The organism is Arthrobacter sp. zg-Y895, from assembly GCF_020731025.1.
Lineage (GTDB): Bacteria > Actinomycetota > Actinomycetes > Actinomycetales > Micrococcaceae > Arthrobacter_B.
Genome location: NZ_JAJFZY010000003.1, coordinates 706,375 through 728,588 on the forward strand (window position 1 = coordinate 706,375; position 22,214 = coordinate 728,588).

22 protein-coding genes are annotated in these 22,214 nt (G+C 68.1%); 16 read left to right on the plus strand and 6 right to left on the minus strand.

What is annotated here, in order from left to right; all coding sequences use genetic code 11:
- Positions 1–37: 37 nt before the first annotated feature.
- The 6 genes from LJ760_RS05090 to LJ760_RS05115 all read left to right on the plus strand — a co-directional run bounded on the left by LJ760_RS05090 (position 38) and on the right by LJ760_RS05115 (position 7,225).
- The gene (locus LJ760_RS05090) at positions 38–1,351 is read left to right on the plus strand and encodes an LPXTG cell wall anchor domain-containing protein (protein ID WP_227920173.1); all 1,314 of its coding nucleotides are present in this window, start codon (positions 38–40) and stop codon (positions 1,349–1,351) included.
- Between the two features lie 352 nt (positions 1,352–1,703).
- The gene (locus LJ760_RS05095; protein WP_227920176.1) at positions 1,704–4,091 is read left to right on the plus strand and encodes an LPXTG cell wall anchor domain-containing protein; all 2,388 of its coding nucleotides are present in this window, start codon (positions 1,704–1,706) and stop codon (positions 4,089–4,091) included.
- Positions 4,092–4,374: 283 nt separating this feature from the next.
- Positions 4,375–4,797 carry a hypothetical protein gene (locus LJ760_RS05100; protein WP_227920178.1) on the plus strand — a complete coding sequence of 141 codons (423 nt, stop codon included), beginning with the start codon at positions 4,375–4,377 and terminating at the stop codon, positions 4,795–4,797.
- 97 nt (positions 4,798–4,894) lie between these two features.
- Positions 4,895–5,224: a hypothetical protein gene (locus tag LJ760_RS05105; protein ID WP_227920180.1), complete on the plus strand. Its 330-nt coding sequence runs from the start codon at positions 4,895–4,897 to the stop codon at positions 5,222–5,224.
- Between the two features lie 103 nt (positions 5,225–5,327).
- Positions 5,328–6,128: a sigma-70 family RNA polymerase sigma factor gene (locus tag LJ760_RS05110; protein ID WP_227920183.1), complete on the plus strand. Its 801-nt coding sequence runs from the start codon at positions 5,328–5,330 to the stop codon at positions 6,126–6,128.
- A gap of 62 nt (positions 6,129–6,190) precedes the next feature.
- Entirely contained in the window at positions 6,191–7,225 is a 1,035-nt protein-coding gene (locus LJ760_RS05115; RefSeq protein ID WP_227920185.1) for a S66 family peptidase, read from the plus strand.
- On the opposite strand, the gene LJ760_RS05120 is transcribed toward LJ760_RS05115, so the two are convergent.
- Positions 7,222–8,160: a glycosyltransferase family 9 protein gene (locus LJ760_RS05120; protein WP_227920187.1), complete on the minus strand. Its 939-nt coding sequence runs from the start codon at positions 8,158–8,160 to the stop codon at positions 7,222–7,224. The genes LJ760_RS05115 and LJ760_RS05120 overlap by 4 nt on opposite strands.
- A gap of 156 nt (positions 8,161–8,316) precedes the next feature.
- Here LJ760_RS05120 and LJ760_RS05125 point away from each other — a divergent pair, with 156 nt between their 5' ends.
- From LJ760_RS05125 to LJ760_RS05155, 7 genes are read left to right on the plus strand one after another with little or no spacing between them, the layout of a single operon-like run.
- On the plus strand, positions 8,317–8,850 hold the full coding sequence (locus LJ760_RS05125) for a D-glycero-alpha-D-manno-heptose-1,7-bisphosphate 7-phosphatase (protein ID WP_227920189.1): 534 nt from the start codon (positions 8,317–8,319) through the stop codon (positions 8,848–8,850).
- Positions 8,847–9,908 (plus strand): glycosyltransferase family 9 protein, encoded by a 1,062-nt coding sequence (locus LJ760_RS05130; RefSeq protein ID WP_227920935.1) that lies wholly within the window; start codon positions 8,847–8,849, stop codon positions 9,906–9,908. The genes LJ760_RS05125 and LJ760_RS05130 overlap by 4 nt, the downstream gene beginning before the upstream one ends.
- Positions 9,905–10,933, plus strand: a complete 1,029-nt coding sequence (locus LJ760_RS05135; protein ID WP_227920192.1) for a glycosyltransferase — start codon at positions 9,905–9,907, stop codon at positions 10,931–10,933. The genes LJ760_RS05130 and LJ760_RS05135 overlap by 4 nt, the downstream gene beginning before the upstream one ends.
- Complete coding sequence (locus LJ760_RS05140; RefSeq protein WP_227920204.1) at positions 10,930–12,186, plus strand: glycosyltransferase; 1,257 nt, start codon at positions 10,930–10,932, stop codon at positions 12,184–12,186. The genes LJ760_RS05135 and LJ760_RS05140 overlap by 4 nt, the downstream gene beginning before the upstream one ends.
- Positions 12,183–12,809 (plus strand): D-sedoheptulose-7-phosphate isomerase, encoded by a 627-nt coding sequence (locus LJ760_RS05145; RefSeq protein ID WP_374200017.1) that lies wholly within the window; start codon positions 12,183–12,185, stop codon positions 12,807–12,809. The genes LJ760_RS05140 and LJ760_RS05145 overlap by 4 nt, the downstream gene beginning before the upstream one ends.
- Positions 12,806–14,164 carry a PfkB family carbohydrate kinase gene (locus LJ760_RS05150; protein ID WP_227920207.1) on the plus strand — a complete coding sequence of 453 codons (1,359 nt, stop codon included), beginning with the start codon at positions 12,806–12,808 and terminating at the stop codon, positions 14,162–14,164. Before LJ760_RS05145 ends, LJ760_RS05150 begins: the two co-directional genes overlap by 4 nt.
- A gap of 53 nt (positions 14,165–14,217) precedes the next feature.
- Positions 14,218–15,009, plus strand: coding sequence for an SDR family oxidoreductase (locus tag LJ760_RS05155; protein ID WP_227920209.1), 792 nt, complete (start codon positions 14,218–14,220; stop codon positions 15,007–15,009).
- 22 nt (positions 15,010–15,031) lie between these two features.
- Here the strand turns inward: LJ760_RS05155 and LJ760_RS05160 are convergent, their stop codons facing one another.
- Positions 15,032–15,970 carry a DMT family transporter gene (locus tag LJ760_RS05160; protein WP_227920210.1) on the minus strand — a complete coding sequence of 313 codons (939 nt, stop codon included), beginning with the start codon at positions 15,968–15,970 and terminating at the stop codon, positions 15,032–15,034.
- Here LJ760_RS05160 and LJ760_RS05165 point away from each other — a divergent pair.
- Positions 15,969–17,384, plus strand: coding sequence for an aminotransferase-like domain-containing protein (locus LJ760_RS05165; RefSeq protein WP_227920211.1), 1,416 nt, complete (start codon positions 15,969–15,971; stop codon positions 17,382–17,384). The two genes, LJ760_RS05160 and LJ760_RS05165, sit on opposite strands and share 2 nt — an antisense overlap.
- Positions 17,385–17,387: 3 nt before the next feature.
- Here LJ760_RS05165 and LJ760_RS05170 read toward each other — a convergent pair whose 3' ends face one another.
- Positions 17,388–17,939, minus strand: a complete 552-nt coding sequence (locus LJ760_RS05170; protein WP_227920212.1) for an acyl-CoA-like ligand-binding transcription factor — start codon at positions 17,937–17,939, stop codon at positions 17,388–17,390.
- A gap of 133 nt (positions 17,940–18,072) precedes the next feature.
- Here LJ760_RS05170 and LJ760_RS05175 point away from each other — a divergent pair, with 133 nt between their 5' ends.
- Positions 18,073–19,746 carry an FAD-binding protein gene (locus LJ760_RS05175; protein ID WP_227920213.1) on the plus strand — a complete coding sequence of 558 codons (1,674 nt, stop codon included), beginning with the start codon at positions 18,073–18,075 and terminating at the stop codon, positions 19,744–19,746.
- Here the strand turns inward: LJ760_RS05175 and LJ760_RS05180 are convergent.
- The 3 genes from LJ760_RS05180 to LJ760_RS05190 all read right to left on the minus strand — a co-directional run bounded on the left by LJ760_RS05180 (position 19,743) and on the right by LJ760_RS05190 (position 21,321).
- Positions 19,743–20,012: a helix-turn-helix domain-containing protein gene (locus LJ760_RS05180; RefSeq protein WP_227920216.1), complete on the minus strand. Its 270-nt coding sequence runs from the start codon at positions 20,010–20,012 to the stop codon at positions 19,743–19,745. The two genes, LJ760_RS05175 and LJ760_RS05180, sit on opposite strands and share 4 nt — an antisense overlap.
- Positions 20,012–20,503: a DUF2975 domain-containing protein gene (locus LJ760_RS05185; protein WP_227920938.1), complete on the minus strand. Its 492-nt coding sequence runs from the start codon at positions 20,501–20,503 to the stop codon at positions 20,012–20,014. Before LJ760_RS05185 ends, LJ760_RS05180 begins: the two co-directional genes overlap by 1 nt.
- 119 nt (positions 20,504–20,622) lie before the next feature.
- Positions 20,623–21,321, minus strand: coding sequence for a helix-turn-helix transcriptional regulator (locus LJ760_RS05190; RefSeq protein WP_227920218.1), 699 nt, complete (start codon positions 21,319–21,321; stop codon positions 20,623–20,625).
- 73 nt (positions 21,322–21,394) lie between these two features.
- Between LJ760_RS05190 and LJ760_RS05195 the strand changes: the two genes are divergently transcribed.
- On the plus strand, positions 21,395–22,126 hold the full coding sequence (locus tag LJ760_RS05195) for an alpha/beta fold hydrolase (RefSeq protein ID WP_227920220.1): 732 nt from the start codon (positions 21,395–21,397) through the stop codon (positions 22,124–22,126).
- The last annotated feature ends 88 nt before the right edge of the window (positions 22,127–22,214 follow it).

A 22,214-nucleotide genomic window follows, 5' to 3' on the forward strand; every position in this document is an offset into this window, starting at 1 on the left:
AACGTCGGGGGTCGACGGTTTTATGGGGGAAAATTTCATGCAGGAAAATTCACGCAATATTTCGGCACGGCTCGGCGCCGTTAGCGCCGTCGCGCTTTTGACGGTCAGCGGTGCATTCATTGCCAGCCCCGCGATGGCCGGAGAGATGCCGTCTCCGGAGCCCAGCGAGACCACCACGCCGTCTCCGGATCCCAGTGAGACCACCACGCCGACTCCGACGCCGACTCCTTCGGTCACCACCACGGCGGCTCCGGATCCCACCGGTACGGCAACCCCGACGCCCACGGGCACCGCCACCGCGACGCCCACCGAGACCGCACCCGCGGCCTTGGCAGCGCCCACCGTTAACCTCAAAAACGGTGATGTCGTCAAGACGAGCCAGCGCATCACGGGAACGGCTCCGGGGGCAACCTCCGTGGAGTTGACCGCCAATGGAGTGGTGCAGACCATCCCGGTAGCGGCAGATGGCACGTGGAGTGTCCTCGCGCCCACCGTCGTCGCGGTGGACGGGGAGCCGCTGACCCTTTCGATAGTTGCCATCAACGGCGACACCAGGTCAGCTGCCACCACTGTCACAGTGGCCCTTGAAGATGCTCCGCTGCCGGCTCCGGCTGTCACCACCCCGACCCGCGTCGTGGACTCCCTGAAGGTTCTCACCGGTAACGGCGTCCCGGGGGCCACCGTCACGATCACGATCAACGGGGACGTAGCAGCACCGATTACCGGCGTCGTCACAGTCGGCGAAAACGGCATCTGGGAGCTGACCCTCGAGACGCCGCTGGGCTACGGAGAGTATGACCTGACCCTCGTGCAGTCGCAGGAGGGCAAGGAAAGCTCCGAGACAATCAACGACTTCATCGATGTGGTCCCCGCCGCTCCGGTGGTCACCACCCCGGGCAACGGTGCCGAAATTCCCGTCAACAAGCTGCCGGCAGCAATCACCGGTACCGCGGTGCCCGGTGCGGACGTCGAGCTCGTCGTCGACTTCGATCTCGACGGTGAGGCGGATGTGGATGAACTCGCGATCCAGGCAACCGTCGCCGATGCCAGCGGCAACTGGTCCGTCCCGTTGACTCCTTTGGCTGAGGGCGCCCACAACATTGTTGCCATCCAGGCCGTCGGAGATGCTGTTTCCGATTTCTCCGACACCAGCTTCGTCGTTACGGCTGCAGTTGTTGACCCGCCCGTCACCGTCAATCCCGTTCCGGCCGGAAACCCGGGAGCGGGCGGACTGCCCGACACCGGTGCAGCAAACCTGGGCCTGCTGGCCGGAGGCGGAGCAGCCCTGCTCACCGCCGGTGGTGCAGCCCTGCTGTTCAACCGCCGCCGCAACGCGGCTTCCGAATCCTAGGAATTCCTAATCGATAAACGAGGCGGGCCCCGGCGAATAGCCGGGGCCCGCCTCGTTTATGCCCTTTTACGCGAACCCCGGTGACGTTAGACCCGGCATGCAAAGCGCCCATGCACAAGCCTTGCCATACCGGGCGGTGACCGCTATTCTTTCGCGTGTCTGTGATCTCGGTTACCCGGTGCTTTAATTCCGGCCGGTTGAATTCATTGGCAGGATAACGGCCTTTCAGGGAATCGGCCGGGATCGGTACAAATTCAGTAGTGTCAGTCTCATTACCTCCGCAGTCTCCAGGTGCCGCACGTGCGCCTGCACGGAAACGCCGGGGGCCAATGCTTTATGGGGGAAAAATTTCATGCAGGAAAGTTCACGCCCGCTCTATGCACGGGTAGGCGCCCTTAGCGCCGCTGCCCTTTTGGCGGTGAGCGGCGCATTCATCGCCGGCCCGGCCATGGCTGATACCGGGGACGCCCCGCAGCCCACCGAAACACCTGCCGCTGCGCTTCTGCAGGGCACCGAAACCCCGGCCTCGGATGCCGGAGAACTGGCCCCCGGCCTCGAGGAGGCCCTCCAGCGCGATCTCGGCATGACCGTCGACGAATTCGTAGCTGCAGGCGACCTTGGCAAGAAGGCTTCGGACAACCTCGAGCGGCTCAAGGCCACTGCGGGCTTTGTCGGCATTGAGGTCCTCGACGGCAGCCTGGTTATCACCGGCAGCGGCGAAGAACTCCAGGCACTCGCTACCGAACTCGACGCCACAGTCGTTGAGCCCGAGGCCCCGGCCGCAGAGGCTCCCAGCGAAGATCAGGCACCCGAGGCGTCCCCGGCGCTCCAGCCGTCCGAAGCAGCCGAGGAAAAAGCTCCGGCTGACGTGGAAGCAAAGCGGGCATCGGATCTCCGGAGCCTCCTGTCCGAGTACGCCGCAGCAACGGGCAGTGCGGACAAGCTGCAGTCCGTCAGCGGCAACATCGACCAGGGGTTTGAACTCAAGGTGGGCGAGCCCGCAGAAGCGCTGGGTTCCCCCACGGCCCGCGGCACGGCTGCACCAATGACGCCGCAGCAGTTCGACGAGCTGTACTCAAACGTCACGGTCACCTACGACCACGGGACCACGTTGAAGTTTGAGGACATTCCGAATGGTTCGGGCTACCTCTTCGAGACCGCCGAAGGTGCCTTTGCCTGCTCCATCGGTTTCGCCGGGTTCAATGCCGACGGCGAGGCTGCGGCCATCACCGCCGGGCACTGCCCGGACGGCGCATTCCCCGAGACCGTTCTCGAACACCATGCCTACGCCTTGGGCCTCTTCAGCGCCACCTACGAATTCGGCGGCACCGAGACCGATCCCGGTACCGATATCGGCGTCATCGACGAGATCAACCCCGAACTGACCCTGCTCCCGGAAACCCTGCAGTGGAAAAACGTTGATGATCTTTCCGCCACCACGGTGAAGGTCACCGGATCCACCGCTCCCGTCGTGGGCGCACCGATCTGCAAGTCCGGCCGGACAACCTTCTGGACCTGCGGCACCATCCTGCAGAGTGATCATCTCGTCAACGTTGAGGGCTCCTGGGTTGAAGGGTTTGAAGCCGAGCTTCAGGCTGCACAGGGTGACTCCGGCGGATCCATGATCTCCGGCAACCTGGCCGTAGGCCTCATTAGCGCAGGCGTACCCGGCTCCGGCAAGGTCACGGGTGCGGACCTCGACCGTGCAATGGACGTGCTCCCCGGCTACACCCTCGCCGTGCACCTGGACGCACCCGCGCTGACCAGCCCGGCGAACAACGGCACCGTTGACACCGACGCGGCCATCACCGGCACGGCTCCTGCCGGCAGCACCGTAAACCTGAACGTCGACGGTGTGGACTCGACGGTAGAGGTCGCCGCGGACGGCACCTGGTCCTTCAAGGCACCGACTCTGGTACCGGCCGACGAAAAGCTCACCATCACCGCGCAGGCCATCAACGGGTTCAGCAAGTCCACCGTCAGCAACTTCGAACTGACGGTCAAGGAAGCTCCCCTGCCGGCTCCGGTCTTCACGACTCCTGCCACAGTGCTGCATTCCATTGAGACCATTGAAGGCACCGGCGTAGCCGGCGCCACCGTATCCCTGACCGTGCCGGGCGACGCCGAGGAAGAGGAAGTAGCAGCCGCTGCAGTTCTCGATACCGAGGTCGACGACGAAGGCAAATGGTCGGTAACCCTCGAGGAACCGCTGACGTACGGCGTCTACAAGCTGTCCGCAGTCCAGGGCGGCATTGCCGGCAAGGAAGACTCGGGGGCAGCGACGCTGAACCTTACGGTCGCACCCGACGCTCCGGTGATCACCTCCCCCACTGACGGCCAGGAGTTCGTTGAAGGTTCACTCCCCAACGAAATCACCGGTACCGGCACCGCCGGCGTCGAGGTGACCGTTGCGGTCGATGACGAGGCCCTCGAAGCCGTAGTCGTGGATGAAGACGGCAACTGGTCTGTTCCGATGGGCGATTTGACCGTGGGCGACTACGGAATCACGGCCGTACAGACCATCAACAGCGCTCCGTCGGCCAACGCCTCCGCGAGCATCACGGTCACCGCAGCCCCGGTTGTGGTGAACCCGGCTCCGGCCGCTAACCCGGGTGGCGGACTGCCTGACACCGGCGCCGCCAACCTCGGCCTGCTGGCCGGAGGCGGAGCATCCCTGCTCGCCGCCGGTGCCGCAGCGCTGATGTACAACAAGCGCCGCCGGGTTTCTGTGGGCGCCTAACAACACCAGCGGTACACACTGAAGCGGGTCCCTGCCAACGGCCGGGACCCGCTTTGACTTAAGCTACAGTCACGCACCAGGAGGAATCATGATCCGAAACCGGACACCGCCGTCGCTCCACCTGCTTACAGTCCGATCCCTGGCCGGGGCCGCCCTGGCAGCCGTGATCGCCGCAGGCGCGGTTACCGGCTGCGCACCGCTATCCGCAGACGGCGGGCCGGGCACCCCGCCGGATTCGCCGTCCGGCACTGCCACGTCAGCTCCACCAGGATCGGATGCAACCATGACAACGAACGGACCCGGTGCCCAGCTGCTGCTGCTGCACGCGCGCCTCAGGAACGAGCTGGGAACCGAATACGCTGACGGCTGGATTGACCGCGGCGTTCTCCACATCGCGGTGACCGGTCCGGAGGCCGAGGCCCAGGTGCGCGACGCCGGTGCAGAGCCGGTCCTCGTGGCGTTCAACGCCGACCAACTGCAGCAGGCCCGCAGCCAAGTGCAGACCTGGCTCGCGGACAAGCCCGTTCCGAACCTGGAAGTCCACTCGATCAGCACCAGCGGACGCACCGGAGCGGTGACCGTCCAGGTCCCCGCGGATCAGGTCGCCGCCCTGCAAGCGGCAGCCGACGAGCAGGCACCTGCCGGAGAAATATCCGTCATTGTGGAGGAATCAGCGGGAATGGCAACCCCGCTGTCCACAAAGTAGGAACAAGCTCCGCAAAACCGGCGGTGGAGCCGCCTGCGGGCCTAGGGTTGATGGGTCAAGCAGGCGGCACTTCCGCCTATCTGCCTGGATTTTCGCCATGGAGCAAAAGCTGCTCGCCCTTGTTCGCCGCCGCACCGCCTGGATTGTCCTCGCTGCCTGCGCGGCATACTGGCTGGCCCTTTGGGCCGGATTCCTGGAGGCACCGCTGGGAACCCCGCCCACCCTGATGTTCCTGTGGATGTACTGCACTCTCATGATTGCCCTGGGAAGCGCACCGGTGGCTGCGGCCGCCGTCGCCGCGTTGTTTCTGCACCGCTCCGCCGCCCGGGCCGGCGCGGCAAACGGAGCCGGTGCCGCCGTGCCGGAGGATGCCGGCCGTTCCCGGCGCTTATACCTTCTGCTCCATCCAGAGCTCAAGAAGCAGTAACAAAACAGGTGGTCCGGACTATTGATAACCCGTGAGCGCTCTGGTGTCCTGATCAGGCGGTCCAGCAGGGGGCCGAACCTGCTGCTGAAAACCCGTGCTGCTCATGAGCGCTTTCTCCGGTGTTCCGTCCTCCTTGCTTCCGTTTGAAAAAGCCCGCCAGGCACGCGGTGACCTGCAGCAGGCGCTGCACAACGAACTTGTCCTCCGGTACCGGGAAATCGCTGAAACGGCTGCCGCCGCCTACGCGGGGAGAGGGCGTGAGCTGGCGGACCTGCGCCAGGTCGCCTACATGGGCCTGATCAAGGCGGTACGCCGCTTTGACCCTGCCGTCGGCCCGCATTTTCCGGCCTTCGCGGTTCCCACCATTCACGGAGAGCTCAAGCGCTATCTTCGGGACCACTCCTGGGTAGTCCGGCCGCCGCGGCAACTCCAGGACCTGCGGACCGCCATCGCCAGGCTGCAACCGGAACTCCTGCAGACGCTCGGGCGGGAGCCGTCACTGCGTGAACTGTCCGAGGCATTGGGAGTTCCCACGAAAGCCGTTTCTGAAGCACTGAACTGCCAGAGCAGCCTTCGCCCGGAATCCCTGGAAGCGCTGGCGGACACAGCCGGTGCGGAGCAATGGGCCGTAGCCGATGGCCGGCTGGAGCGGGCCGAGAACCTTGCCATGCTGCGCCGCGCCGTGCGGAATCTGACCGACCAGGACAAGGAGCTGCTGTTCCTGCGGTATTTCCACGAGGAATCCCAGCAGGCCATCGGAGAACGGCTGGGCCTGACCCAGATGCAGGTCTCCCGCGGACTGGCGAGGATCCTGGTGCGGCTGCAGCATGACCTGCTGGATGCTGCCCCCAAGCCACTCACCCAGGCAGCGACCCCCGCAGCCAGGGACAGCGCAACCGCCTGAACCGCCGCGCGGCCTGCGCTGCCCTACCCGGATACCGTACGGCGCCCTGTTACCGTTCCACCATGGATCCTGCCGCTGCCCCGGAAACCAGTGCCCCGGAAAATAGAGTCCCGCCAGCCACCGTCCCGCCCAAACTGGCCAGGGGCGACCTGCTGCGCGTCATTGCCCCGGCGGCGAGCCGCGCCATGGTGGCCGAACACGATCACAGCGCCCTCATCGAACGCCGTTTCGCTGACTTGGGCCTGCGGCTTTCCTACGGCCGCCACGTGGATGAGCGGGACATTTTCGACTCCACCTCGGTCGCCTCCCGCGTTGCCGACCTGCATGACGCGTTTGCGGATCCGGAGGTCAAGGGGATCCTGACCGTCATCGGCGGCTTCAACAGCAACGAGCTGCTCCCCTATCTGGATTGGGACCTGATTGCCGCCAATCCGAAGATCCTGTGCGGATATTCCGACATTACGGCGCTGCAGAACGCGATTTTCGCCCGCACCGGCCTGGTGACCTATTCCGGTCCGCATTGGTCCAGCTTCGGTATGCGGGACCACTTTGACCTAACGCAGCAGTGGTTCGTGGACGCCCTGGTGAACGGCTACCGGATGGAGCTTGCCCCCTCCCCCGAGTGGACCGATGACCCCTGGTTCCTGGACCAGGACAACCGCAGTCCCCAGCCCGGGGAAGGATGGTGGCCCCTGCAGCAGGGCAGCGCCTCCGGCCGCATTATCGGCGGGAACCTGTGCACCCTGAACCTCCTGCAGGGCACCGCGCAGATGCCTCCGCTGGCCGGCGCCGTGCTCATGCTGGAGGACGATGCAGCCACCGATCCCAGAACCTTTGCCCGGGACCTCACCTCCCTGCTCCAGCAGCCGGACGCGGAGGATATTCAGGGCCTGGTCATCGGCAGGTTCCAGGCGTCCAGCGGCATCACGCTGCCGCATCTGCAGGAGATCGCAGCCCAGCCCGCCCTGGCAGGCCTGCCGGTCCTGGCCAACGTCGATTTCGGGCATACCCAGCCGCAGCTGACCCTGCCGATCGGCGGGCGGGCGGAACTAACCGTGGACGCATCCGGCGGCCGGCTGCGCCTGAGCGACCGCTAGAGCGCCTCGAGCTTCTCCACGGCGGCCAGGACGTCCTCCACCGTGACCGCCAGCAGTGCAGGGTCCGGATCCGTGGCGAAGGTGTCTCCGCGGCGTCGGCTTCCTTCGGTCAGGGCGATGTGCGGGCCCGGCGGCGGACCCCATTCACTGACCGGCGCCGGGCCGAACAGGACCACTGACGGCCGGGCATAGGCCGACGCCAGGTGCGCCGCACCGGTATCGGCCGAGATCACCAGCCGGGACCGGGAAATCACGGCGGCGAACTCGTCCAGCCGGAGCTCCCCGGCCACAACGCACTCCGCTCCCAGCCCGGCGGCGTCGGCGACGGCGAGCGCCCGCTGCCGCTCGGACCGGCTGCCCGTAAAGAGGATCGGGGAACCGGCGGCGTCGAGTTCACGGGCGACGTCGGCAAACCGGTCCGCGGGCCAGAGCCGGCTGCCGTAGGCCGCGCCCACATGGATCACGACCGCTTCCGGCGCATTTTCCGCCGCCGACGGCGGATCCAACCGGTAATCCAGCGGATCCGCAGGGATGCCGTGCCAGGACAGCAATCCTGCCCACCGCTCCCGTTCGTGGACGCCGTCCTTCCACGGCGGACCGTCCCATCCGGGTCCGGCGTGCCCGATCCGGCGCCTTGGCTGCAGCGCCTCGATCCGGCTGCAGCTCTCCGGACCGCTGCCGTGCAGGTTCACGGCAACGTCTACTTGTCCGGGTTCGAGCGGAATGGGCACATCCAGGCCGTGCAGGGGAAGCAGGTCATCCACGGCACCGGTGAGCGGCAGGATGGGGCGCAGCCACTCCTGCGCCGCATACCGGATGCGGTGCTCCGGATACTCCCGCCGCAGGGCCTTCAGCGCCGGAACCGCGACCAGCAGATCCCCCAGTTTCAGGGCCCGCAGCACCAGCAGTTCGGGACGTCCGGCCACCTCGGGCATGGGCGCAGTTTCCTTCCGGTCGGTCAACTCCTGCCAGAACGTCCACATCCTGCCAGAAGATTGTGCCGCGGGATACGCGTGGGGCGGCAGTTCCGGTTGTCAAAGAAGTAGTCCCCGCGGTGTTTAGCTTCCCTTCCGGCGGGGAACAGATGCGGTATGGGATTTTTGCCGTCGCCGCCGCGTGCCGTCCTGTTTGACCGGGACGGCACGCTGATTTTTGACGTGCCCTACAACGCGGATCCGGCACTCGTGCGGCCGCTGCCCGGCGCCGTCGAGGTGCTGGCCGGGCTGCGGCAAGCCGGCGTGGCGGTAGGGGTAATCACCAACCAGTCCGGCATCGGCCGCGGGATGCTGTCCGCCGAAGAAGTAGCGGGAGTGAACGACGCCGTCGAAGACCTGCTGGGACCGTTCGATGTCTGGGAAATCTGCCCGCATGCACCGGGCTACGGCTGCGCCTGCCGCAAGCCGATGCCCGGCATGGTGCTGCGGGCGAGCCGCCGCCTGGGGCTCGATCCTGCAGAAGTCGCCGTCATCGGTGACATTGGTGCCGACGTCGAGGCCGCCGCGGCCGCCGGTGCACGCGGCGTGCTGGTGCCCACTGCCGTTACCCGTGCCGAGGAAACCGCCGCGGCTCCGCTCGTGGCGGACGACCTGGCCGAGGCCGTGGAGTTGCTGTGGGGCAGCCGATGAGCCGCCGGGTATTGGTGGCCCGGCTCGACGGCGCCGGGGACGTCCTGCTCGCGGGTCCGGCCATCCGTGCGGTGGCGGCGGCACCGGATGTGGAAACGGTGCTGCTGTGCGGTCCGCAGGGTGCGCCTGCCGGACGGCTGCTGCCCGGGGTCGCGCAGGTGCTGGAGTGGTCCTGCCCCTGGATCCTGAATCCTGCCCCGGAATCTTCCCGGGACCTGCTGGAGGCACTGCGGGTCATGCTGCGGTCCGTCGGGGCCGAGGAAGCGGTGATCCTCACGTCCTTCCACCAGTCCCCGCTGCCCCTGGCATTGCTACTCCGCGAAGCCGGAGTACGCACTATTACGGGGGCGTCCACGGATTACGCCGGTGCCTTGCTGGCCCACCGGCTCAAACCCGGGGAGGACTTCCCCGAAGACCAGCCGGAGGCGGAGCGTGCGCTGCGGATCGCTGCCGCCGCAGGTTTTCCGCTTCCCGCCGGCGACGACGGCCGGCTGCGGCTGGGACCATTGCCCGATGTCTCCCATCTGGTGGGCACCGGACCCTACATCGTGGTGCATCCGGGTGCCGCCGTGCCGGCCCGGGCCTGGCCGGCCCTGCACCATGCCGCCGCCGTCGAACTGCTCACCGCCGCCGGCTTCCGCGTGGTGGTCACCGGCGGCCCCGGCGAGAAGGAGCTGACCGCCACCGTGGCGGCGGTGGCCGGCCTGGATCTGGGCGGACGCACGGATCTGGCCGCTCTGGCGGCCGTCCTGGCCGGAGCGGACGCGGTGGTGGCCGGAAACACCGGGCCGGCCCATCTGGCGGCCGCGGCAGGCACTCCGGTGGTGAGCCTCTTCGCACCCGTGGTGCCCGCCATCCGGTGGGCGCCCTACGGTGTTCCGCTGGAACTGCTGGGGAACCAGCACGCTGCCTGCCACGGAACCCGTGCCCGGATCTGCCCGGTGCCCGGGCATCCCTGCCTCTCCGGCGTTTCCCCCGAACAGGTGGTGGAAGCGGTGCAGCGCCTGGTCACCGGCGTGCCGTCGCTGCAGACCCACCGTGAAATGAGGCACCGATGAGGCTCCTGCTGTGGCACGTGCACGGCGGCTGGATGGAGGCATTTGTCCGCGGCGCCCATGAGTACCTGCTGCCGGCCACCCCCGCACGGGATGCCTGGGGACTGGGACGCGGCGGCCGGTCCTGGCCGGCAGCTGCGGTGGAAGTGGCGCCGGAAGAGCTACGCACCCAGCAGATCGACGTCGTACTGCTGCAGCGTCCCGAAGAGATCGACGCCTGCACCCGCCTGCTCGGCCGGCGGCCCGGCCGGGACATCCCGGCGGTGTATCTGGAACACAACACCCCGCGCGGCAATGTGCCCGAGACCCGGCATCCGCTGGCCGGCCGGACGGACATCCCGGTTGTGCATGTCACGCAGTTCAACCGCTTGTTCTGGGACACCGGGAGGGCACCGGTACGGGTGATCGAGCACGGCATCCCCGACCCCGGCTACCTCTACACCGGGGAGCGCCCGCATCTGGGGGTGGTGGTGAACGAGCCGGTCCGCCGCAGCCGGGTGGCCGGCACCGATCTCCTGCCCCAGTTTGCCCGGACTGCACCGCTGGAAGTCTTCGGGATGGGTACGGAACGGCTGCCCGGACTGCTGGGTGCAGACCGCCTGCTGGTCCGCGGCGACCTGCCCGTTGCCAGGCTGCACCGGGAACTGGCCGGCTGCCGGGCCTACCTGCACCCGATGCGCTGGACCTCGCTGGGCCTGTCCCTGCTTGAGGCCATGCACCTGGGACTGCCGGTCCTGGCCCTTGCAACCACCGAAGCGGTCCGGGCAGTCCCGCCGGCGGCGGGGATCACCAGCAACGATCCCGAGGAGCTGGTCCGGGCGGCGCGGATGTTCCTGGCCGAGCCCGAGCAGGCACGCGCCTGCGGCCGGGCCGCCCGGGCTGCTGCCTTGGCCCGGTACGGGTTGGACCGGTTCCTGTCCGACTGGGACCGGCTCTTCGCGGACCTGCTAACAGAGACGGTTTCCGCCGCAACGTTTCTTCCGGCGGCGGGAACCGCACCGGCATCAACAGGAGGGGGACAACAGTGAGAATCTCAATGGTGTCCGAGCATGCAAGTCCGCTGGCCGCGCTGGGCGGGGTGGATGCCGGCGGCCAGAACGTGCATGTGGCCGCGCTGTCCGTGGCGCTGGCCGCCCGCGGCCACACCGTGCAGGTGTACACGCGGCGGGACGATCCCGGGCTCCCGGACCGGGTGCAGGTGCAGGACGGCCTGGAGGTAGTGCATGTGAGCGCCGGGCCGGCCCTGCCGCTGCCCAAGGATGACCTGCTGCCCTACATGGGGCAGCTGGCCGACGGCGTGCTGGCCGACTGGGGAACCGAACCGCCCGACGTCGTGCACTCGCACTTCTGGATGTCCGGGCTCGCCGCACTGGAGGCGGCCCGCAGCGCCGGAGACGAGGGCGTGCCCGTGGTCCACACCTTCCACGCACTGGGCACCGTGAAGAAACGGCATCAGGGTGCCGAGGACACGTCCCCGCCGGAACGGGCCTGGCTGGAACCCTCCGTGGGCCGGCGGGCGGACCGGGTGCTGGCCACCTGTTCGGACGAGGTTTTCGAACTCAAGGCCATCGGGGTGCCAGGCAGCCGGATCTCCATTGCGCCCTGCGGCGTGGATCTGTCCCTCTTCTCTTCCAGCGGGCCGGCGGAACCGCGCGGACGGCGACGCCGGATTGCCGCCGTCGGGCGCCTGGTGCCGCGCAAGGGTGTGGACCTGGCCATCCGGGCCCTCGCACTGCTGCGGGACGAGGGCCTGGAAGATGTGGAGCTGCTGATTGTCGGCGGCTCCAGTGACAGTGCCGGACTGGAATCGGATCCGGAGGCCCGCCGGCTGCTGGCCCTCGCCCGGTCCCTGGGTGTGGCGGACCGGGTGCTGCTCCGGGGCCAGGTCCCCCGCGAACAAATGCCCGCGGTGCTGCGCAGCGCCGATGCCGTGGTGTGCGCTCCCTGGTATGAACCCTTCGGGATCGTGCCGCTGGAGGCAATGGCGTGCGGAGTCCCCGTTGTGGCCTCGGCAGTGGGCGGGCTGATCGACACCGTGGTCCACGGCAGAACCGGCCTGCACGTGCCGCCCCGGGATCCGGCAGCCCTGGCCGCCGCGCTCTCGGAGCTGCTGCAGAACCCCCGCTACGCCCGGCGGCTCGGGGCAGCAGGCAAGCAGCGCGCCTCCGCCCGCTACTCCTGGGACCGGGTGGCACTGGAGACGGAGAAGGCCTATCAGCTGGCCCTGGGCGCCGCGGCGAGGCCCGGCCGGCTGCAGTCGCTGGGAGGGAAGGCGCTGTGAGCATCGAATCACCGGTCACCGCTCCCGTCGCCGGGCCGGAGCAGGCAGTGCTGGACCATCTGGCCCAGGCGCAGCCCGCCCTGCTCTCCGTCCAGCGGCAGGCCCGGCATCTGACGGAGTGGGGCCTTGAGCTGGCGGCCCGCCTGTTGGCCGGGCACCGGCTGCTGACCGCCGGAAACGGCGGCTCCGCGGCCGAAGCCCAGCATCTGAGCGCGGAACTGGTGGGACGGTTCGACGGCGAGCGCCGCCCGTTTTCCGCCATTGCCCTGCATGCCGAAACCTCAGCCGTGACGGCCATCGCCAACGACTACGGCTTCGACCAGCTCTACGCCCGGCAGGTGCAGGGCCACGGCAGGCCCGGAGACGTCCTCATCCTCTTCTCCACCAGCGGCGCCAGCCCCAATCTGCTGGCCGCCGTGCAGGCCGCACACGCTGCCGGGCTGCGGACCTGGGCGTTGACCGGCCGGGCGCCGAATCCGCTCGCGGCGGCCTGCGAGGACTTCATTGCCATTGATGCACCGGCAGCAAATGCACAGGAGGCCCACCTGGTTGCCCTGCATGCCCTCTGCCGGTCCTTTGACGCCGAGATCGAACGGCTCACCACTGCAGGAGGAACCGCGTGAAGACAATCGTTGTGGTGGGTGATGTCCTGCTGGACACGGACATTTCCGGCTCGGCCCGGCGCCTCTCCCCCGACGCGCCCGTGCCCGTGGTGGACGTGGACGACGTCGGACGCCGGGCCGGCGGTGCGGGCCTGGTGGCGCGCCTGCTGGAACGGGACGGCCGGCAGGTCCATCTGGTGACGGTACTCTCCGACGACGACGCCTCCGGGCTGCTGCGGACCGCGCTGGCCGGCATCCCCCTGACCTCCGGCCCGTCCGACGCTCCCACCCCGGTAAAGACGCGGATCCGGGCCGGTACCCACGCCGTGGTCCGCTTCGACCAGGGCTGCTCCGCCGCCCCGGTCCCTGCGGTCACCGCACAGATGCTGTCCGTGCTCGCGGCGGCCGATGCGGTGGTGGTTGCCGACTACGGCCGCGGGCTCACAGCCAATCCGGCCCTCCGGGACCTGCTGGGAACCCTTGCCCGGCGTATTCCAGTGGTCTGGGACCCGCATCCGGCCGGGGCCGAACCGGTGCCCGGGGTTGCGGCGGTGACGCCGAACCTGGCCGAGGCCCTGTCCGCTGCCGGGGAGGCACCGGGCGGGGTTCCGGCGGCACTTCGGGCGGCGGAAAAGCTGCTGACCCGCTGGCAGAGCCAATCCGTGGTGCTCACCCTGGGGGCGCAGGGCGCGCTGGCCCTCCCCGCAGCAGGGTTGGCACAGATCCTTCCGGCGCCGAGGGTTTCCGCGGAGGACACATGCGGTGCCGGAGACCGGTTTGCCGCTTCCCTCACCGTGCGGCTGCTCGACGGCGACGGGCTGGAAGCCGCCGCCGAAGGCGCCGTGCAGGCGGCGGCCTCCTTCCTGGCCGCCGGCGGCGTGGCCGGACTGGAAGCGGAGGACCCCCTCTTCGGCACCGGGACACCGGACGCGATGGCGACGGCGGCGCAGGTCCGGGCGCGCGGCGGAACCGTGGTGGCCACCGGCGGTTGCTTCGACCTGCTCCACGCCGGACATGCCCGCACCCTGCTGGCGGCCCGGGGGCTGGGCGACTGTCTGATTGTCTGTTTGAACTCCGATGATTCCGTCCGGCGGCTCAAAGGTGAGCAGCGCCCGATTATCGGTGCCGGAGACCGGACGGAACTGCTGCAGTCCCTGGAATGCGTGGACGGGGTGCTGGTCTTCGAGGAGGACACCCCGGCCGCCGTGCTGGAGCGGCTGCGGCCGGACATCTGGGTCAAGGGCGGGGACTACCGCGAAGACCAGCTCCCGGAGGCGGCGCTGATCCGTTCCTGGGGCGGCGAAACGGTCACGGTCCCGTTCCATCCGGCCCGTTCCACCACGGCCCTGGCCTCCGCACTGGCGAAGGTCGGCTGAGCAGACCGTTCCCTGGCTCCACTGCCCTAACCATTCCGCCGAAAGGACATCCCATGACCCTGTTCCCCGCGGCCCCCGCACCGGCCTCCCTGCCCGATCCTGTGCCCGGTCCTCTCCCGGTCCCGGACCCCCTCCCCCAAACGCCTCCCCTTCCCGCGGTGTTTACCGGCCGGGTGCTGGTCACCGGCGGCGCCTCCGGGCTGGGTGCCGCCGTCAGCGCCGCCGTGACCGCCGCGGGCGGATCCGTGGTGGTGCTGGACCGCGATATCAGCGCCGTCACGGCGGCCAAGGCCGTGCAGGTGGACGTGGCGGACCGCGCCGGCGTGGAAGCGGCCGTCCTGGAGGCGGCGCAGATCCTGGGCGGACTCGATGCCGTGGTCACCGCCGCCGGTATTGACCGCTGCGGCCGGCTTGAAGACGTCGCGGCGGAGGAATGGGAGAAGGTCATCGGCGTGAACCTGCTGGGCACGGTCTCCGTGGTCCGCGCCGCCCTGCCGCATCTGGCCGTCTCCCACGGCCGGGTCATCACCGTGGCTTCCACCCTGGGGCTCAAGGCCGTCTCCGACGCCACCGCGTACTGCGCCTCCAAGTTCGGGGTGATCGGTTTCAGCCGTGCCCTGGCCGCCGAGACCCGCGGCCAGGTGGGTGTGACCACCATGATCCCGGGCGGCATGAAAACGCGGTTCTTCGATGACCGCACCGAGCAGTACCGCCCGCAGGACGATTCACGGCTGAACGATCCGGAAAACGTGGCTGCCGCGATCCTCTTTGTGCTGGGCCAGCCCGCCGGCTGCGAGGTCCGTGAAATGCTGATCTGCCACGAGGATGAGGATTCCTGGCCCTGAGTCCGGCTCCGGTGCGTGCCGGTCAGGCGGACGACGGCGGTGCCTTTCGTCCACGGGTCCGCACCGCAACGCCCGCGCAGAGGATGACGGCCAGCCCGCCCAGGACGGTGCCCCAGGCAAGCCGCTCATGCAGCAGCAGGGCTGCCCAGCAGATGGTCAGCACCGGCTGGGCCAGCTGCACCTGGCTGACCCGGGCCATGGGGCCGATACCCAGGCCGCGGTACCAGGCGAAGAAGCCCAGGAACATGCTCACTACACCCAGGTAGGCGAAGGCAGCCCATTCCCCCGGGCCACCGGCAGGCGCCCTCCCGGCAAGGCTGAACACAGTCAGGCCTGCCATGACCGGCGAGGCGAGCACCAGCGCCCAGGAAATGGTCTGCCAGGCACCCAGCTCCCGGGTCAGGATGCCGCCTTCGGCGTAGCCAACCGCTCCGGCGATCACCGCGGCGAACAACAGCAGGTCCGACGGGTGCAGTCCGGCCAGCCCGCTGCCCTGGATGGCCGCGAATCCAACGGCGGCCGCTGCCCCGACGGCTGCCATAACCCAGAACCGGCGGGGCGGACGCTCATGCGTGCGCAGGACTGCCATCACGGCGGTGGCGGCGGGCAGGAGGGCGGTGACAACGGCACCGTGGCTGGCCGGGGCGGTGGCGAGCGCGAAGGATGTCAGCAGCGGGAAACCGGCTACCACGCCGCCGCCCACCAGGGCCAGACGCGCCCATTGCGTGCCCCGCGGCAGCCGCTGCCGGGTCAGTGCAAGCGCGGCGGCAGCGAGCAGGGCCGCGACCACCGCCCGGCCCGATCCGACAAAAAGCGGCGCCATGCCGCCCGCCACGGCGAGTCGGGTGAAGGGAAGGGTAAAGGAGAAGGCGGTGACGCCCAGCAGGCCCCACCACAGGCCCTCGCGGCTGGTCGGTAGCAGTGTGGGCATGCTGAGAGTAGCGCTATTATGTGGCTTCATGGCAGATAGTAGCAGTGCGAACCGGATCGTGGCAGAGCTGCACTCGTGGATCTCGGCTGCGGCTCCCGGGGCGCAGCTGCCGTCCACCCGTGAGCTCGTGGCACGGCACGGAGCCAGTCCGGTCACGGTGCAGAAAGCGCTGCGGACACTGGCATCCCTGGGCCTGGTGGAAAGCCGGCCCGGCGCAGGAACATTTGTCCGCGCCCGCACCGTTGCCCGCGCCCACGACTACGGCTGGCAGACCGCCGCCCTCGGCGCCCCGCGCAGCCTGCCCACCCTCTCCAGCGCCATGCGGTCCGTGGCGGATGACGTGATTGCGCTGCACTCCGGCTATCCGGACCCGGAGCTTCTGCCCGGACGCCTGGTCCGGGCGGCTTTCGCCCGCGCCGCCCGCACCGATGCCGCCCTCTCCCGCTCCCCCGCCGCCGGGCTGCCCGAACTGCGTGCCTGGTTTGCCGCCGAACTGGGCAGGGATGCCCCGGCGGGGGTGGCACCTCCGGCAGCCTCCGACGTCGTAATCCTCCCCGGCAGCCAGATCGGGCTCAGCGCCGCGTTCCGCGCCCTGGTGGGGCCCGGCCGTCCGCTGCTGATGGAATCCCCCACTTATTGGGGCGCCATCCTGGCCGCCGCGCAGGCCGGAGTGCAGGTGATCCCGGTGCCCAGCGGCAGTGACGGTCCGGACCCGGAGGAGCTGGCACGCGCCTTCGCGCAGACCGGTGCCCGGGCTTTCTACGCCCAGCCCGCCTTCGCCAACCCCACCGGTGCCTATTGGTCTCGGCAGCGGGCCGACCAGGTGCTGCAGACCGTACGGCGGCACGGAGCGTTTTTGATCGAAGATGACTGGGCACATGACTTCGGCATTGCCGCTGATCCCGCGCCCTTGGCCGCCCGCGATGACGGCGGGCACGTGGTGTACCTGCGCTCCCTCACCAAAAGCATTTCCCCGGCGGTGCGGGTGGCAGCCATCATTGCCCGCGGCCCTGCGCGCGAGCGGCTGCTGGCCGACTTCCAGGCGTCCTCGGTGTATGTCAGCGGAATACTGCAGGCGGTGGCGCTCGACGTCGTCACCCAGCCCGCCTGGCGAACGCATCTGCGCCAGTTGCGGCACCAGCTGGCGGGCCGGCGGGACCTGCTGGTTGATGCGCTCCGGGAGCACGCTCCGGGCGCCCAGGTGGAGGCGGTCCCCAAGGGCGGACTCAACCTGTGGGTACGCCTGCCGGACAACACCGACCTGGCCGCGCTCACCCGGGACTGCGAAAGCGCCGGCGTTCGGGTGGCACCTGGCAATGAGTGGTTTCCGGCCGAGCAGGCCGGTGCCTACCTGCGGCTGAACTACTCCGGACCGAATCCCGGTGCGTTCGGCGAGGGGGCGCGCATCCTGGGGCGGGTCCTGGAGCAGCACCGGCGCGGCTGACCGCTAGTCCCGCGCCGCCGCCGAATTCAACAGCTCGAACGCCCGCAGTGCCTTGGCTACAACCGCCGAAGGCGTGTCCGCATCATCCTGGAATGCCCAGAACGCGAGGGCTTCCATGATCACTGCCTGCACTGCAGAGGCCAGCACCCTCGGCTGCAGCGCGTCGCCGGGTTCGCCCAGTCGCCTGGCGATGATCTCTACCAACTGACCGTGCCACAACTGGTACATCTCCGACTGGCTGGACTGCAGTTCGCGGATGGTCACGATCAGCCGCATGCGGCGGCGGCTGAGCACGGAATGTTCATCGGGTTCCCCAAACGCCGCCGTCACGGCGGCGATAATGAGGTCGATGAGGGGAAGGTCCTCTCCCGCCTGATCGAACCCCTGCTTCAACGCCTCAAAAGCAGAGTCAACGGCTCCCCAGACAATGTCCGCCTTGGCAGGGAAGTATCGATGAAGGGTACGGACGCTTACTCCTACCTCCGCCGCGATGTCGCCAACGGTGACATTTTCGTAACCCTGACGGACGACGACGTCGAATGCCCGTGCACGCAATTCAACTTCTTCCAGAAGCGGGGGGCGTCCCGGTGCTCGTCTGCTCGAACTCATGGCTCAACCGTAGCCCTTGTCCCGTTCTGCGAGTTATGGCAGACTCTGCCGGAATTGAGGTCCCGACAAGGAGGTCGTTATGCCCGAAGTGCAGCAGTTCGATGTGATCGTAGTGGGGTACGGAGATGCAGGTGCGGCAGCAGCCATTGAGGCAGCCGACAACGGAGCACGGGTGCTGGTGTTGGATCGGTCTTACGGCGGCGGAGCGAGCGCCCTGTCCGGAGGCGTCGTCTATGCAGGTGGCGGCACCCGGCAGCAACGCGAGGCCGGCTATGAAGACACCGTCGAGAATCTCTACAACTACCTGCGGCAGGAGGCGGGAAACAGCGTTGATGACTCAACGCTTCGCCGCTTCTGCGCCCAGAGCCCGGGGACAATCACCTGGCTGGAGCAGCAGGGAGCGGTCTTCGGAAGCAGCGTTCCGTCCTACAAGACGTCGTACCCCACTGACCAGCACTACCTGTATTTTTCCGGCAACGAGAAGGCCTATCCGTACAACCTCACTGCCGAACCCGCACCGCGTGGACACCGCGCCGTTGCCAAGGGGCTGGCTTCAGGCAAGGTGCTGTGGTCAGCCCTCGCTGCCGCCGCCCGGCGGAAGGGGGTGGTTTTTGTTCCATTGGCCCAAGTGAGTGACCTGATCGTGGAGGACGGAAGCGTGGTGGGGGTGCGGTATCGCGTACTCGGGCAGGACCATGCCAATGCGGCGGAACACGCACGGCTGACCCGGCTCACGGGGAAGCTGGGCAATTGGACTCCCGGTCTGGTGAAAGGACCGGTGGCGAAGATCAAGAGCCTGTGGGAAAGCGGCGCCGAAGAGAAGGAAGCCCGCGCGTCAGCAGTGGTTCTGGCTGCTGGAGGCTTCATCTACAACCAGGAATGGGTCCAGCGTTATGCCCCGGAATTCACCGGGATTTCCCCGTTGGGGACACCGGCGGATGATGGTTCGGGAATCCAGCTCGGCATGAATGCGGGCGGAGCCACGGCCAAGATGGGCAACGTGACGGCCTGGCGGTTCCTCTCCCCGCCGAGCGCCTTCATAGAAGGAGTTACCGTGGGGCTGAACGGCCGCCGGATCAAGAACGAGGATCTCTACGGGGCCACCCACGGCAACGTGCTGATGCGGGAGTTCGGCGGCAAGGGCTGGGCCGTCTATGACTCGGTGAGTTGGAAGAAGGCGCGCGGCCAGGTCTGGTCCCAGACCCAGATTTTCCAAAAGCTACAGGTCGCCTTCCTTCTGACCGTTGGCCACAAGAAAGCGGGTACCCTCGCGGAGCTGGCGATGAAAATCGGTGTTGATGCCTCAGGTCTGCAGCAAACCGTAGAGGCCTACAACCAAGGTATTGCCAGCGGCGCCGGCGATCCCGCCCATAAAGCTCCTGAACTGTCCGTTCCCGTAGGCAAGGCTCCCTTCTATGCCTACAACATTTCCGTTGATGCCTCGCCGTTCTATCCGATTCCGGGCCTCACGCTGGGCGGACTGGTGGTGGACGGGGAGTCCGGGCTGGTGAAACGGCAGGACGGCACGCTTATCCCTGGCCTCTATGCCGCTGGCCGCAACGCTGTCGGCGTCTGTTCCAACAGTTACGTCAGCGGACTATCGCTCGCAGACTGCATTTTCAGCGGCCGCCGTGCCGGACAGCACGCTGCCGCGCGGCTAAAGGCCGCACGGGCAGAAGACGCGGCTTCCGGACGGGAAGACCTGCAAGGAGGCCAGATCCTCACGGACACGGCGGATGAATCGATGGCCTAGCCTGCTGGTTGGCGGGGCACGGCGTCGAGGAACCCGCCGCTGTCGTCGGCCCCGTCCGTTTCACTGGCCTCCCAGCGCAGCAGGTCACCGGGCTGGCAGTCCAGGACCTCGCACAACGACGCCAGGGTGGTGAACCGCACCGCCTTGGCGCGGCCGTTCTTCAGCACGGCCAGGTTCGCCGGGGTGATGCCGATCCGTTCGGCCAACACACCGACGGGCATTTTGCGCTTGGCCAGCATCACGTCGATGTCCACAATGATCGGCATCAGATCACCCCGCCGAGTTCGGCGCGCAGGTGGCTGGCTTCCGCCGCGGTATCGACGGCGGAGGCCAGCAGCGCCCGCATCACCAGCACCAGCAGGGCGCCGGCCGCCACGGTCACCCCCATACCGCCAATCAGCAGGACGGTGCCGGGGGCCGCCTCTTCTCCCGGTGCCAGCACGGCCCCCAGGGCAAAGAGCAGTAGCGCTGCTGCCGACAGCGCACCAATCACCACATCTACGTAACGGAAGGCCGCAGAGGAAAACACTGTTCCCCGCCGGACCATGGTCAGCAGGCGCCAGACGCAGACCAGGCAGACCTGGAAGGCGAGGACCCCCAGCACCACAATCACCAGGACCGGCACACGGACGGCTTCGGCTCCCGCCTCGGCCAGATCGACGCCGAACAGCGGCACCAGCACGGCCTGCACAAACAGGGTGCCGAGGAACACCAGCACCAGCACGATCCGCAACGCCAGGATGGTTGCTTTTCCCATCATGCTCTCCCTACGGGATCACTTCGATTGAAGGACAATCAATACTTATCGACAATCGAGAGGTCCCGCAAGGGGTCCCGGTAATTAGGGATGCTTACCGGAGAAATTGACTGAGCGGCTCAGTCGCCCCGGCCGTGCACCGGCCTGGCGTTCGCCGGAGGTTCTCCGACCTCGTGGACGGTATGGCTGCCGCAAGCCGTCTTGGTTACGCTGGCCCGCTCGATGCGCGACACGGTGAACCATCGCATTGCGTTGCGTAGTCGGCACCACCCAACGAGGTACCACTGGCCGTTCGTGGAGGCGAACAGCACGGGTTCGACGTCGCGGGTGGTCGTGGTCCCGTCTTTCGCTGCGTAGCGAATGCGGATTACCCGCTGCTCGGCCATCGCCTCCTCCAGTGCCGACCTGATTGTGCGCGAAGAAGGAGGAACCGCGTTGATCCAGACGCGGCCGGCCAGCTCGTCGGCTCTTGCCCGGGTTCCGGGATCGAGGACGTCCAGGATCTTCTGGATCCCGGGGGCTGCGAGATCGGCGTAGGGGGCATCGGGTGCAGCGGACACGGCCGCCAGGAGCGCCACGGCCTGCGCCGGGGACAGGCTGACGGGCGGCAGGGACGCGCCTACGGCCAATCCGTAGCCACCGCCCGGACCCGGGCGCGACCATACGGGCGCGCCGCTGTTCCCGAGCGCAGCGAGGTCTCGCTTGACTGTGCGCACGGACACGCCGAACTCTCTGGCCAGCCGCTCGGCGGAGCACCCCCGCGACCCGTTGCGGCGCAGCATCTCGGACAGGGCATGGAGCCGTTCTGCTCGCTTCACCGTTCAGCCCGGATCAAATTCATGCCACAAATAGTGACATACACCTGCCCATTGCGCCTACGAAGGTAGGGATATGACAACTACTACGAGCAGTCCCACCATCATCCTCATCGCCGGCCACTGGCTGGGCGCGTGGGCGTGGGATGAAGTCCTTGAACACCTGAACACCGGCCACTCGCGTGTAATCGCGATGACCTTGCCGGGCCTCGATGAGGACGATCCTAAGCGCGCGGTGAAGACTCTCGACGATCAGGCCGCAGCGGTCCTGGAGGTCCTCGCCGGCCTCGGGCCGGATCAGCCCGCGACCATCGTCGCCCACAGCGGCGCGAACGCCCCCGTCAGCCTCGTCCTTGACCGGCACCCTGAGCTTGTTGGCCGGGTGGTGTGGGTCGACTCCGGCCCTGCGGCGGCGGGAAGCGTCTTCGCCCCGGACCTCCCGGAGGAGGTGGAGGAGCTTCCGCTGCCGCCCCTCGACGTCCTGGCACAGCAGGCGAGCCTTGAAGGCCTGAGCACAGAGGTCCTCGAGCGTTTTCGGGCCCGGGCCGTCCCCGAGCCCGGCCCCGTCCTTCGCCAGCCCGTCGAGCTCACGAACGATGCCCGCCGCAAGGTCCGGACCACCCTGGTGTGCTGCTCGATCCCGAGCGCACAGGTGCTGGAGCTGGCACGCTCAGGCCATGCCGTGTTTGCCGAAGTCGCGAACATTGAGCACCTCGACGTCATTGACCTCCCGACGGGGCATTGGCCGATGTGGAGCCGCCCCCGCGACCTCGCCGAGGTCATCCAGTCAGCGGCTCGAACCAGCTGAACTTCACGTACAAAGCGACCAGCACATTAAACGACGACGGCGCCGCCCGGACTCGCAGGGAGTCCGGCGCGGCGCCGTCGTGCGTTGT